Below are 13,039 nucleotides of genomic sequence, written 5' to 3' on the forward strand. Positions count from 1 at the left end.
GGCCGCATCCGCCCCCGCGCCCCCACAACCCCATTGGGGACACTGGTGCGATGAGGACTGCCTACAGTGTCGAAACCGTACGAGCCGCCGAACGCGACCTCATGTCCCGCCTGCCGCCGGGGGCGCTGATGGCGCGCGCCGCCGCCGGGCTGGCCGCCGCGGCCGCGGACGCCCTCGGCCGGGTGTACGGGTCCCGGGTCGTCCTGCTCGTCGGCAGCGGCGACAACGGCGGCGACGCCCTCTACGCGGGCGCCCGGCTGGCCCGCCGCGGTGCCGGGGTCACCGCCGTCCTGCTCAGCCCGGACCGCGCCCATGCCGGGGGCCTGGCGGCCCTGCGCGCGGCCGGCGGCCGCGTGCTGCGCGTGGAGGCCGAGCCGGGGGCAGCGGCCGGGCAGGGCGGCCCCGCCGAGCGCGCCATCGCCCGCGCCGACCTCGTCCTGGACGGCATCGTCGGCATCGGCGGCCGGGGCGGGCTGCGCCCGGCGGCGGAGCGGCTGGCGCGGGCGGCCCGCGCCGCGCGGGCCATGGTGATGGCCGTGGACCTGCCCAGCGGCGTCGACGCCGACACCGGCGAGGTGGCGGGCCCCGCGCTGGCCGCGGACGCGACGGTCACCTTCGGCGCGTACAAGCCGGGCCTGCTGATCGACCCGGCGGCCTCGTACGCGGGCGCCCTCCGCCTCGTCGACATCGGCCTCGGCCCGTATCTGCCGCCGGCGCCGGACGTCGAGGCGCTGCAGCACGCGGACGTCGCCGGGCTGCTGCCCGTGCCGGCGGCGGAGAGCGACAAGTACCGGCGCGGCGTCGTCGGGGTGGTCGCGGGCTCCGCCCGCTACCCGGGCGCGGCCGTGCTCGCGGTCGCCGGCGCGCTGCGGGGCGGCGCCGGCGCCGTACGGTACGTGGGGCCCGCCGCGGACGCGGTGATCTCCCGGTTCCCGGAGGCGCTGGTCCACGCGGGGCCGCCGGCGAAGGCGGGCCGGGTGCAGGCGTGGGTCGTCGGCCCCGGCCTCGGCGACGACTCCGGGTCCCGCCGGGCGCTGGACGACGTCCTCGCCTCCGACGTCCCCGTGCTGGTCGACGCGGACGGCCTGCGGCTGCTGGACGGCGCCGCCGTGCGGGCGCGGTCGGCGGCCACGCTGCTGACCCCGCACGCGGGCGAGGCGGCCGCGCTGCTGGGCGACCCCCGCGAGGCGGTCGAGGCCGGCCGGCTGGCGGCCGTACGGCGGCTGGCGCGGGCCTACGGCGCGACGGTGCTGCTCAAGGGCTCGACGACGCTCGTCGCCGACGACTCCGGGCGCGCGGTGCGGGTCAATCCGACCGGTACGGGGTGGCTGGCGACCGCCGGCAGCGGCGATGTGCTCTCCGGGCTGGCGGGCTCCCTGCTCGCGGCGGGACTGGAGGCCCGCGACGCGGCCTCGGTCGCCGCGTATCTTCACGGTCTCGCGGCGCGTGACGCGGTGCGCGGGGGCGCGCCCATCACGTCGATCGAGGTCGCCGAGCGGCTTTCGGCGACGTGGCGCGGCGTCGCCACGGTGTGAGCGGGGCGCGTGGCGCGTGGCGCCTGCGGCGCGCGTCGCTGCGTTTTGGGGTTGATGCGGTGAACGCCACACGCCCACCTCGCGCCTGCGGCGCGCGTCGCTGCCCGCCCACCCACCCGTGAAGGTAAACGCGGTGAACGCCCCCGCCCGGGCCCGTGTAGGTAGCTGCGGTGGACGCCGCGGCCCGAGCCCGTACAGGTAACTGCAGCGAGCGCCCCCGCGTACGGTCAGCCCTCCGCGATCACCACCGCGGACGCGACCCCCGCGTCATGGCTCAGCGAGACGTGCCAGTCCTTCACGCCCAGCTCCGCCGCGCGAGCGGCCACCGTGCCGCGGACGCGCAGACGCGGTTGGCCGGAGTCCTCCGTATAGATCTCCGCGTCCGTCCAGTGCAGACCGCCCGGCGCGCCGAGCGCCTTCGCCAGCGCCTCCTTCGCGGCGAAGCGGGCCGCGAGGGAGGCCACCCCGCGCCGCTCCCCGCTCGGCAGCCACAGCTCGGCGGCGACGAAGAGCCGGTCGGCCATGGCAGGCGTCCGCTCCAGCGCCGCCTCGAACCGGTCGATCGCGGCCACGTCGATGCCCACCCCGATAATCATGCGCACCTCATTCGACCGTGACCGACTTCGCCAGGTTGCGCGGCTGGTCCACCTCGTTGCCGCGGGCGGTCGCCAGCTCGCAGGCGAACACCTGCAGCGGCACGGTCGCCACCAGCGGCTGCAGCAGCGTCGGGGTGGCCGGAATGCGGATCAGGTGGTCGGCGTACGGCACCACCGCCTCGTCGCCCTCCTCGGCGACGACGATCGTGCGCGCCCCCCGCGCCCGGATCTCCTGGATATTGGAGACGATCTTGTCGTGCAGCACCGAGCGCCCGCGCGGCGACGGCACGACCACCACGACCGGGAGATCGTCCTCGATGAGCGCGATCGGCCCGTGCTTGAGCTCGCCCGCGGCGAACCCCTCGGCGTGCATGTACGCCAGCTCCTTGAGCTTGAGCGCGCCCTCGAGCGCCACGGGGTAGCCCACGTGCCGGCCGAGGAAGAGGACCGTGTTCTTGTCCTTGAGGGAGCGGGCCAGCTCCCGCACCGGCTCCATCGTCCCGAGCACCTGCTCGACCTGCGTGGCGATCTCCGACAGCTCGCGGACGACGGAGCGGATCTCGTCGCCCCACTTGGTTCCGCGCACCTGGCCCAGGTAGAGCGCGACGAGGTAGCAGGCGACGAGCTGGGTCAGGAACGCCTTCGTGGAGGCGACGGCGACCTCGGGGCCCGCGTGGGTGTAGAGCACCGCGTCCGACTCGCGGGGAATCGTGGAGCCGTTGGTGTTGCAGATGGCGAGCACCTTCGCGCCCTGCTCGCGCGCGTGCCGCAGCGCCATCAGCGTGTCCATGGTCTCGCCGGACTGGGAGATCGCGACGACCAGCGTGCGCGGGTCGAGAATGGGGTCGCGGTAGCGGAACTCGCTGGCCAGCTCCGTCTCGCAGGGGATGCGCGTCCAGTGCTCGATGGCGTACTTGGCGATCATGCCGGCGTGGAACGCGGTCCCGCAGGCCACGATGACGACCTTGTCGACCTCCCGGAGCACCGACGCCGGGATGCGGACCTCGTCCAGGGCGAGCGTGCCGGCCGCGTCGATCCGCCCGAGCAGCGTGTCGGCGACCGCCTTGGGCTGCTCGGCGATCTCCTTGAGCATGAAGTAGTCGTAGCCGCCCTTCTCGGCGGCGGAGGCGTCCCAGTCGACGTGGTACGCCCGTACCTCCGCGGGCGCGCCGTCGAAGTCCGTGACCGTCACGCCGTCCCGGCGCAGCTCCACCACCTGGTCCTGGCCCAGCTCGACGGCCTCGCGGGTGTGGGCGATGAACGCGGCGACATCGGAGGCGAGGAAGGACTCGCCGTTGCCGACGCCCACCACCAGCGGGGAGTTGCGCCGGGCGCCGACGACGACGTCGGGCTCGTCGGCGTGCACGGCGACCAGGGTGAAGGCGCCCTCCAGCCGCCGGCACACCTGCCGCATGGCCTCGGCCAGGTCCCCGCAGGAGGAGAAGCACTCGGCGAGCAGATGGGCGACGACCTCGGTGTCGGTCTCGGAGGCGAGGTCGTGCCCGCGCTCGGTCAACTCCGCGCGCAGGGCGGCGAAGTTCTCGATGATGCCGTTGTGGACGACGCCGACCCGGCCGGAGTTGTCCAGGTGGGGGTGGGCGTTGGCGTCGGTGGGGCCGCCGTGGGTGGCCCATCGGGTGTGGCCGATGCCGGTGCCGCCGCTGGGCAGCGGGCGGTCGGCGAGCTCCTTCTCCAGATTGGCGAGCTTGCCGGCCTTCTTGGCGGCGGCGAGACCGCCGTCCGCGAGCACGGCCACGCCGGCCGAGTCATAGCCGCGGTACTCCAGCCGCTTGAGGCCGGCGAGGACGACGTCGAGGGCGGACTGCCCTCCCACATACCCAACGATTCCGCACATGGCCGCAGCCTACGGCCCGCGCCCGAGGGCGCGGGCCGTGCCCCGCGCATCCGCGCCACGCCGCCCTGGCGCGATCGGCGCGGCGCGCCGCGCACGCCCCGGCGCCGCGCCCGGGAGCGACAACCCGCGGCGCCGCCCGCGTCTCCGGCGCTACGCCCCGCGCACTACGACCTCGCCCGGTACGCCCGCATCGCCAACGGCAGGAACACCGCCGTGATGCCCGCCGCCCACACCAGCGACCACAGCACCGGCCCGGCGGCCTCGCCCCCGAGCAGCAGCCCGCGGAACGCGTCGGACAGATGCGTGACCGGGTTGACGTCCACCCACGCCTGGAGCCAGCCCGGCATGGTCTCCACCCGGACGAACGCGCTGCTGGTGAAGGTGATCGGGAAGATCAGCGTGAACGCGAAGACCTGCACCTTCTCCGCGTCCCCGGCGACCATCCCGATGAGCACCGCGCTCCAGGACACCGCCGCCGCGAAGACCATCAGCAGCAGCGCCGCCGCCAGGAATCCGCCGACGCCCTGGGTGATCCTGAAGCCCAGCAGCATCCCGAGCGCGATCATCAGCGCCATGGCCCAGAACTGCTTGGCCAGATCGGCGGCTATCCGCCCGAACAGCGGCGCCGAGCGGGCTATCGGCAGGCTCCGCAGCCGGTCGAAGACGCCCTTGGTGAGGTCCGTGTTGAGCGCCATCGCGGTGTACATGCTCATGAACAGGGTGTTCTGCACGATGATCCCGGACAGCGCGTACTGCAGATACTCCTTGGGCGAGCCCGCCATCTGGCCACCGAAGACATAGGTGAACAGGAAGACGAACATGATCGGCGTGATGCTGTAGTCGACCAGTTCCAAGGGGTTGTGCTTGACGGAGACCAGGCTGCGCCAGGCCATGGTGGCGGTCTGCTGGAGTGCCGCCAGCGGCCGCACCCGGCCGCTGCCGCCCAGCGGACCGGCGGAGCCGGCCGGTGCCGTGATCGTGGAGGCGCTCATGTCGAACTCCCCACCCTTTCGAGCTCGTCCTCGTCCGGCTCGGATTCGCTCTCCCCGCGCGGCTCGGCGCGGTGCCCGGTCAGCGCCAGGAACACCTCGTCCAGCGAGGAGCGGCGCAGGGTCAGCTCCCCCACGGCTATCCCGTCCTGGTCCAGCCGCCGCACGACGACGGGCATCAGGGCCGGGTCGTTCACCGGGACGGTGATCTCCTCGCCCTCGATCTGGGTCTGGGGGCCGGCCGCCTCGGCGACCAGCGCATGGGCGCGCGGAAGGTCCGCCGCGCGCACCGGTCGCAGCTGGAGCACCTGGCCGCCGACGGCCGACTTCAGCTCGTCCGGCGTGCCCTCGGCGATGACCCGGCCCTTGTCGATCACCACGATGCGGTCGGCGAGCTGATCCGCCTCGTTCAGATACTGCGTGGTCAGCAGGGCCGTGACCCCCTCGGCGACCAGCCCGCGCAGCATGTCCCACAGCTCGCCGCGGCTGTGCGGATCGAGCCCGGTCGTCGGCTCGTCGAGAAAGAGGATCTGCGGCCGGCCGACCAGGCTCGCCGCCAGGTCCAGCCTCCGCCGCATGCCGCCGGAGTACGTCTTGGCGGCCCGCCCGGACGCGTCGCTCAGCTGGAAGCGCTCCAGCAGCTCCGCCGCCCGGGAGCGGGCGTCGCCCCGCGGCATGCCCAGCAGCCGGCCGATCATCAGCAGGTTCTCCGTGCCGGTGAGGTTCTCGTCGACCGCGGCGTACTGCCCGGTGAGCCCGATGACCGAGCGGACCTTGCCGGCTTCGCGCACCACGTCGTGCCCCGCCACCTCCGCCCTGCCGCCGTCCGGCCGCAGCAAGGTGGCGAATATCCGCACCGCCGTGGTCTTCCCGGCGCCATTGGGGCCGAGCAGGCCCAGCACCGTGCCGGTGCGCGCCGCCAGATCCACTCCGGCCAGCGCCTGGGTCTCCTTGAACCGTTTGACCAGGCCCTCGGCCCGGATCGCGTACGTCATGGAATTCCCCTTGCCTGGGCGGGCGGCGCTGTCGGTCGGTGCGCGCCGCCCACGTCCTTCTGACAACTGTGACGCACGCCACTGACATTCCGACCGGCGCCGGGCCCCGGGCGCCGGGCCCCGGGCGTGAGCGACGCCACGCCCCGTCCCGCCCGGTGAGGACAGACAATGAACGGGTGATCACCTCAGCAGTGCACGGCGCCGGGCGGCGGGCGGACTCGACCCCCTACGTCGACCTCTCCCGTGCCGAGTGGAGCGCCCTGCGCGACAGGACCCCGCTGCCACTGACCGCGGACGAGGTCGAGCGGCTGCGCGGCCTGGGCGACGTCATCGACCTGGACGAGGTGCGGGACGTCTATCTGCCGCTGTCCCGGCTGCTCAACCTCTACGTGGCGGCCACCGGCAATCTGCGCGGCGCGGTGAACACCTTCCTCGGGGACACCAAGAAGGGCACCGGCGCCCAGCCCGGCACGCCCTTCGTCATAGGCGTGGCCGGCAGCGTGGCGGTCGGCAAGTCCACCACCGCGCGGCTGCTCCAGGCGCTGCTGGCCCGCTGGCCCGAGCACCCGCGGGTCGAGCTGGTCACCACCGACGGCTTCCTGCTCCCCAACGCCGAGCTGCACCGGCGCGGTCTGATGTCGCGCAAGGGCTTCCCCGAGTCGTACGACCGCCGGGCGCTGACCCGGTTCGTCGCCGATGTGAAGTCGGGCAAGGACGAGGTCAGCGCGCCCGTCTACTCCCATCTGATCTACGACATCGTGCCCGGCGAGCGGCTGGTGGTGCGCCGCCCGGACATCCTCATCGTGGAGGGGCTCAACGTCCTGCAGCCCGCCCTGCCCGGCGGCGACGGCCGCACCCGCCTCGGGCTCGCCGACTTCTTCGACTTCAGCGTGTACGTGGACGCGCGGGCCGAGGACATCGAGACCTGGTACCTGGGCCGGTTCCGCAAGCTGCGCGAGACCGCCTTCCAGGACCCGTACTCGTACTTCCGCAAGTACACCCAGGTCTCCGAGGAGGAGGCGCTGGAGTACGCCCGGCTGATCTGGCGGACCGTCAACAAGCCCAATCTGCTGCAGAACGTGGCGCCCACCCGGAGCCGGGCGACGCTGGTGCTGCGCAAGGGCCCGGACCACAAAGTGCGGCGGCTGAGCCTGCGCAAGCTGTGACGCGTGCCCGATCCCCGTTACGGTGCGGCCATGTTGCACTTCCGGCTGATGGTGCCCGCCGACCGCACCGAACAGGTCGTCACCCTCCTGGAGGGGACGGTCGGTACGACACATCTGGCGGTGCTCCCGGGCGCCGCCCGCGACCCGGCGGGCGATCTCGTCCTGTGCGATGTGGCGCGGGAGGCGGCCGACGGGCTGCTGGACGAGCTGCGCCGGCTGGGCATCGACGACAGCGGGGCGATCGCGGTGGAGAACATCGATCTGTCGCTGTCGAAACGGGCGCTGGAGGCGAAGGTCGCGGCGCCCGGCGAGGGCGCGGACGCGGTGCTCTGGGAGCAGTTGGAGGGCGCCACCCAGGAGGAGTCGACGCTCTCCGTCACCTTCCTCGCGTTCCTGGCGCTCGCCACGATGATCGCCGCCTGTGGCGTGGTGCTGGACAACGCGATCCTGATCGTGGGCGCGATGGCGGTGGGCCCGGAGTTCGGCCCGCTGGCGGGGCTGTGCACCGCGCTGGTGCGGCGGGCCCCGCTGCTGGCGTGGCGCTCACTGGGCACCCTGATCGTGGGCTTCGCGGTGGCCATGGCGGCCACGACGCTCTTCGGCCTGTTCATGGACGCGGTGGGGCTTTTCGAGGAGTCCGCCCTGCGCGCCGAGCGGCCCAACACGAACTTCGTCTACCGGCCGGACTGGTTCTCGTTCGTGGTCGCGTTCCTCGCCGGCATCGCCGGCACCCTCTCGCTGACCTCGGCGAAGTCGGGGGCGCTGGTGGGCGTGGCGATCTCGGTGACCACGGTGCCGGCGGCGGCCAACGCGGCGGTGGCCCTCGGCTACGGCCAGTACCGGCAGGCGTGGGGCTCCACGGAGCAGCTGCTGCTCAACCTGCTGGGCATCGTCCTCGCGGGCACGCTCACGCTGCTGGTCCAGAAGGCACTCTGGGCCCGGCAGCGCGAGCGCGCCCCGAAGAACGGCTCCGACCCGCGGAAACGGTGACGCGGGCAGATCACGTACGGGGAAGCCGTACGAGCACGCCGTACGGGAGCGCCGTACGGGGCCTCGGTACGCCGGCGACTAGCCCAGCGCCGACTTCACCGCGTCGGCCAGGCGGCCGGCCACCGACCGCGCCTGGTCGATGTCCGCGGCCTCCACCATGACCCGTACCAGCGGCTCCGTGCCGGACGGCCGCAGCAGGACGCGGCCCGTCGTGCCCAGCTCCCGCTCCGCCTCGGCCACGGCCGCCGCCAGCTCGGCCGAGGAGCCGACCCGCGACTTGTCGACGTCCCGCACATTGATCAACACCTGCGGCAGCCGCTCCATGACGGCGGCCAGCTCGGCGAGGCTCTTGCCGGTGGCCGCGACGCGCGCGGCCAGCATCAGACCGGTGAGCGTGCCGTCCCCGGTGGTCGCGTGATCCAGGATGATCACGTGCCCGGACTGCTCGCCGCCCAGCGCGTAGCCGTGCTGCTTCATCGACTCCAGCACATAGCGGTCGCCGACCGCTGTCTGCACCATGTCGACGCCCTCGCGCTCCATGGCGAGCTTGAAGCCCAGGTTGGACATCACCGTGGCGACCACGGTGTTCTTGCGCAGGCCACCGGCCTCGCGCATGCCCAGGGCGAGCACGGCGAGGATCTGGTCGCCGTCCACCTCGTTGCCGGCCGCGTCCACCGCGAGGCAGCGGTCCGCGTCACCGTCGTGGGCGATGCCCAGGTCCGCGCCGTGCTCGACGACCGCGGCCTTGAGCAGGTCGAGGTGCGTGGACCCGCAGCCGTCGTTGATGTTGAGGCCGTCCGGCTCCGCGCCGATGGTCACGACCTCGGCGCCGGCCCGGGCGAACGCCTCGGGCGAGACCCGGGACGCGGCGCCGTGCGCCTCGTCGAGGACGACCTTCAGCCCGTCCAGGCGGTTCGGCAGCACCCCGATGAGGTGGGCGATGTAGTTGTCGAAGCCCTCGTCGTACGTGCGGACCCGGCCCACGCCGGAGCCGGTCGGCCGGTCCCAGGGCTCGCCGGCGGCATGCGCCCCGTACACGGCCTCGATCCGGTCCTCCAGCTCGTCGGCGAGCTTGTGGCCGCCCCGGGCGAAGAACTTGATGCCGTTGTCGGGCATCGGGTTGTGGCTCGCCGACAGCATCACACCGAGGTCCGCGCCGAGCGCACCGGTGAGATAGGCCACCGCCGGGGTGGGCAGCACACCGACGCGCAGCACGTCCACGCCCGCGCTGGCGAGGCCGGCCACCACGGCCGACTCCAGGAACTCCCCGGACGCCCGCGGGTCACGCCCCACGACCGCCGTCGGCCGATGCCCCTCGAAGGTGCCCGCCTCGGCGAGCACATGCGCCGCCGCGACCGACAGGCCGAGCGCCAGCTCCGCCGTCAGATCCGCGTTCGCGACACCGCGCACACCGTCCGTGCCGAAGAGTCGTCCCACTGGTGTCCTCCGAATTTGCTCCGTGCCTGCCGAGCCTGTGAGCGCCCCGTTGTCCTGGGCGCCGGAGCCCGTCGATAAACGAACGCCCCGACAGCACATGGAGTGCCGCCGGGGCGGTCGGAAGTAAAGCGAGCGATTAGCGCTTGCTGTACTGGGTGCCCTTACGCGCCTTCTTCAGACCCGCCTTCTTGCGCTCGACGGCGCGAGCGTCACGGGTCAGGAAGCCGGCCTTCTTCAGCGGGCCGCGGTTGTTGTCCGCGTCCGCCTCGTTCAGCGCACGGGCCACGCCCAGGCGCAGCGCACCGGCCTGGCCGGAGACGCCGCCACCCGCGATGCGGGCGATGACGTCGTAGCGGCCGTCGAGCTCGAGCACCTTGAAGGGCTCGTTGACTTCCTGCTGGTGCACCTTGTTCGGGAAGTACTCGTCCAGGGCGCGACCGTTGATCTTCCACTGGCCGCTGCCCGGCACGATGCGCACGCGGGCGACGGCGTTCTTGCGGCGACCGGTGCCGGCGGCCGGCTGCGGGTCACCGAAGCGGGACGCGAGCGACTCGGAGGTGTACTCCGACTCGACGGTCTCAGTGGTGTACTCCTCGACATCGAGGGGGGTCTCGGCGGTGGTCTCGGCCACGATTCTCCTCAGATTCTCTTCGTCTTAGGGGTGGCCGGACTACTGCGCGACCTGGGTGATCTCGAACGGCACCGGCTGCTGGGCAGCGTGGGGGTGCTGGTCGCCCGAGTAGACCTTCAGCTTCGAGAGCATCTGACGGCCCAGGGTGTTCTTGGGGAGCATGCCCTTGATGGCCTTCTCCACGGCCTTCTCCGGGTTCTTGTCCAGCAGCTCGTCGTAACGGACGGAGCGCAGACCACCGGGGTAGCCGGAGTGGCGGTAGGCCATCTTCTGGGTCCGCTTGTTACCGGACAGGTGCACCTTGTCGGCGTTGATGATGATGACGAAGTCACCAGCGTCAACGTGCGGCGCGTAAACCGGCTTGTGCTTGCCCCGGAGAAGGGTCGCGGCCTGGGTCGCCAGACGGCCCAGGACAACGTCCTGCGCGTCGATGATGTGCCACTGGCGCGTGATATCGCCGGGCTTGGGGCTGAACGTACGCACGGTCGTAGCCTTCGCTTCTTCAGTGAGTGGGTCCTGACAAGGCCACCCGGACGATCACGACAGCCATGGCCGCACCTCGGTGACGCAAACCGAGTGCTTGCCGCTGGTCATCGGCCCGGTGGACCGGCGTAACGGCCTCTCACGTGAGAACGAGCAAGCCAATACGCATAACGAACTGGCAGAATACCGGGTCGATCCCACCGGGGTCAAAACAGGCGCTCAGCGGGCGCGCACCACCGGCCGCACGGCGCTCGGCCACGCGCGCACCACCCGCCGCTCCGCGCGCGCACCGCACCCCCGCTCAGCGGGCCCGCGCCACCCGCCGCTCGTCCCAGACCGGCTCCGCCGCCTCCCGCACCTTCCCGTCCGAGCCGAAGACGAGAAAGCGGTCGAACGAGCGAGCGAACCAGCGGTCGTGGGTCACGGCCAGCACCGTCCCCTCGTACGCCTCCAGCCCCTCCTGGAGGGCCTCCGCGCTCTCCAGGTCCAGGTTGTCCGTCGGCTCGTCCAGCAGCAGCGCCGTGCTCCCCGCCAGCTCCAGCAGCAGGATCTGGAACCGGGCCTGCTGCCCGCCCGAGAGCTTCTCGAACCGCTGCTCGGCCTGGCGCTCCAGCTCGTACCGGCGCAGCGCCGACATCGCCGCGCCCCGGTCCTTGGCGTGCTCGGTCCACAGGATGTCGAGCAGCGTGCGGCCAAGCAGCTCGGGGTGGGCGTGGGTCTGCGCGAAGTGCCCGGGGACCACCCGGGCCCCCAGCTTCCACTGCCCGGTGTGCGCCACGTCCTCGCCCGCCAGCAGCCGCAGGAAGTGGGACTTCCCCGAGCCGTTCGAGCCGAGCACGGCCACCCGCTCGCCGTAGAAGACCTCCAGGTCGAACGGCTTCATCAGCCCGGTCAGCTCCAGGTTCGCGCAGGTCACGGCGCGTACCCCGGTACGGCCGCCGCGCAGCCGCATCCGGATGTCCTGCTCCCGCGGCGGCTCCTGCGGCGGGCCCGCCTCCTCGAACTTCCGCAGCCGGGTCTGGGCGGCCTGATAGCGCGAGGCCATGCCGTCGTTGTACGCGGCCTTCTGCTTGAGCGTGAGCACCAGCTGCTTGAGCTGGGCGTGCTTCTCGTCCCAGCGCCGCCGCAGCTCCTCGAAGCGCGCGAAGCGCTCCCGCCGGGCCTGGTGGTACGTGTCGAAGCCGCCGCCGTGCACCCAGACGTCGCTGCCGCCGGGGCCGGGCTCCACGCTGATGATCTTCTCGGCGGCGCGGGCCAGCAGCTCACGGTCGTGGGAGACGAAGAGGACCGTCTTACGGGTCTCCTTCAGCCGCTCCTCCAGCCAGCGCTTGCCGGGCACGTCGAGATAGTTGTCCGGCTCGTCCAGCAGCAGGACCTCTTCGGGCCCGCGCAGCAGCGCCTCCAGCACCAGCCGCTTCTGCTCCCCACCGGAGAGGGTGCGCACCTGCCGCCACTGGGCCCGCTCGTACGGCACCCCGAGCGCGGCGGTGGTGCACATGTCCCAGACGGTCTCCGCCTCGTACCCCCGCGCCTCCGCCCAGTCGCTGAGCGCCTGGGCGTACGCCAGCTGGGCCGCCTCGTCGTCCCGCTCCATGATCGCCAGCTCGGCCTCGTCCACGGCCCGCGCCGCCTGCGCGATGCGCGGCTGGGAGACCGAGACCAGCAGGTCGCGCACGGTCCGCTCGTCCCGCACCGAGCCCACGAACTGGGGCATCACCGCCAGGCCGCCACTGACCGTGACCGAGCCGCCGTGCGGCTCCAGGTCCCCGGCGATCAGCCGCAGCAGCGTGGTCTTGCCGGCGCCGTTGGCGCCCACCAGGGCGACCGCCGCGCCCTCCCCCACGCGGAAGGAGGCGTCGGCGAGCAGCACCCGGCCGTCCGGCAGGTAGTACTCCAGGTGAGCCGCTTCGACATGCCCCATGACCACAGATTGTCACGGCCCGCGGCACGGAGCGGCAATCGGTTTTCCGTAGGATGCCCGCCATGAGCTTCGGGCAAGGGGGGCCGTACGGCCCAGGGGGATCGCAGCCCCCGACGCCGCCGATACCGCCGACCGCGGGGACACCGCCGGTGCCACCGGCCACGGGGGCGCCGCCGCCGGCCGGCGGGGTGCCGCCGGTCGCCGGGCTGCCGCCGCTGCCGTCGGCCACGGGCGCGCCGCCCGTCGCCGGCACGCCCGACTGGGCCGCGCTCGCCGACCGCACCGCAGCCCGCAACCGGCGCCGCCGCTGGCTGACCATCGGCGGCGGGGTCCTCGCGGCCGGCGCCGTGGCCGCCATCGTGGCCACCGCGGTCGTCGCCTCCGGCGGGGGCGCCAAGGACGACCCGGCCGCCCTGCCCGCCCCCAGCGCGCTCCCCAACC

11 protein-coding genes and 1 pseudogene are annotated in these 13,039 nt (G+C 73.1%); 4 read left to right on the forward strand and 8 right to left on the reverse strand.

Features of this window, described 5'->3' with window-relative positions; all coding sequences use genetic code 11:
* Positions 1-50: 50 nt before the first annotated feature.
* Positions 51-1,535, forward strand: a complete 1,485-nt coding sequence (locus ACSNOD_RS19850) for an NAD(P)H-hydrate dehydratase (RefSeq protein ID WP_436768326.1) — start codon at positions 51-53, stop codon at positions 1,533-1,535.
* Positions 1,536-1,762: 227 nt separating this feature from the next.
* Here ACSNOD_RS19850 and ACSNOD_RS19855 read toward each other — a convergent pair whose 3' ends face one another.
* The 4 genes from ACSNOD_RS19855 to ACSNOD_RS19870 all read right to left on the reverse strand — a co-directional run bounded on the left by ACSNOD_RS19855 (position 1,763) and on the right by ACSNOD_RS19870 (position 5,970).
* Complete coding sequence (locus tag ACSNOD_RS19855; RefSeq protein ID WP_436768327.1) at positions 1,763-2,131, reverse strand: holo-ACP synthase; 369 nt, start codon at positions 2,129-2,131, stop codon at positions 1,763-1,765.
* A 7-nt stretch (positions 2,132-2,138) separates the two neighbouring features.
* Positions 2,139-3,986, reverse strand: coding sequence for a glutamine--fructose-6-phosphate transaminase (isomerizing) (gene glmS / locus ACSNOD_RS19860; protein ID WP_436768328.1), 1,848 nt, complete (start codon positions 3,984-3,986; stop codon positions 2,139-2,141).
* 164 nt (positions 3,987-4,150) lie between these two features.
* Entirely contained in the window at positions 4,151-4,978 is an 828-nt protein-coding gene (locus ACSNOD_RS19865; protein ID WP_436768329.1) for an ABC transporter permease, read from the reverse strand.
* Positions 4,975-5,970 carry an ATP-binding cassette domain-containing protein gene (locus ACSNOD_RS19870; protein WP_436768330.1) on the reverse strand — a complete coding sequence of 332 codons (996 nt, stop codon included), beginning with the start codon at positions 5,968-5,970 and terminating at the stop codon, positions 4,975-4,977. Before ACSNOD_RS19870 ends, ACSNOD_RS19865 begins: the two co-directional genes overlap by 4 nt.
* 179 nt (positions 5,971-6,149) lie before the next feature.
* On the opposite strand from ACSNOD_RS19870, the gene coaA reads away from it, so the two are divergent.
* Positions 6,150-7,136 carry a type I pantothenate kinase gene (coaA, locus tag ACSNOD_RS19875; protein WP_436768336.1) on the forward strand — a complete coding sequence of 329 codons (987 nt, stop codon included), beginning with the start codon at positions 6,150-6,152 and terminating at the stop codon, positions 7,134-7,136.
* Positions 7,137-7,166: 30 nt separating this feature from the next.
* A complete protein-coding gene (locus tag ACSNOD_RS19880) occupies positions 7,167-8,126 on the forward strand; it encodes a DUF389 domain-containing protein (protein WP_436768331.1) in 960 nt (319 codons plus the stop codon).
* Positions 8,127-8,204: 78 nt separating this feature from the next.
* Here ACSNOD_RS19880 and glmM read toward each other — a convergent pair whose 3' ends face one another.
* The 4 genes from glmM to ACSNOD_RS19900 all read right to left on the reverse strand — a co-directional run bounded on the left by glmM (position 8,205) and on the right by ACSNOD_RS19900 (position 12,598).
* Positions 8,205-9,563, reverse strand: a complete 1,359-nt coding sequence (glmM, locus tag ACSNOD_RS19885) for a phosphoglucosamine mutase (protein WP_436768332.1) — start codon at positions 9,561-9,563, stop codon at positions 8,205-8,207.
* 136 nt (positions 9,564-9,699) lie between these two features.
* Entirely contained in the window at positions 9,700-10,194 is a 495-nt protein-coding gene (rpsI, locus tag ACSNOD_RS19890; protein WP_436768333.1) for a 30S ribosomal protein S9, read from the reverse strand.
* Positions 10,195-10,233: 39 nt separating this feature from the next.
* The gene (gene rplM / locus ACSNOD_RS19895) at positions 10,234-10,677 is read right to left on the reverse strand and encodes a 50S ribosomal protein L13 (protein ID WP_436768334.1); all 444 of its coding nucleotides are present in this window, start codon (positions 10,675-10,677) and stop codon (positions 10,234-10,236) included.
* Between the two features lie 301 nt (positions 10,678-10,978).
* A complete protein-coding gene (locus ACSNOD_RS19900; protein ID WP_436768335.1) occupies positions 10,979-12,598 on the reverse strand; it encodes an ABC-F family ATP-binding cassette domain-containing protein in 1,620 nt (539 codons plus the stop codon).
* A gap of 206 nt (positions 12,599-12,804) precedes the next feature.
* Between ACSNOD_RS19900 and ACSNOD_RS19905 the strand changes: the two are divergent.
* Positions 12,805-13,039 (forward strand): annotated as a pseudogene (locus ACSNOD_RS19905) (hypothetical protein); the annotation flags it as partial.

This window comes from Streptomyces sp. URMC 123 (genome assembly GCF_051386515.1).
Classification (GTDB): domain Bacteria; phylum Actinomycetota; class Actinomycetes; order Streptomycetales; family Streptomycetaceae; genus Streptomyces.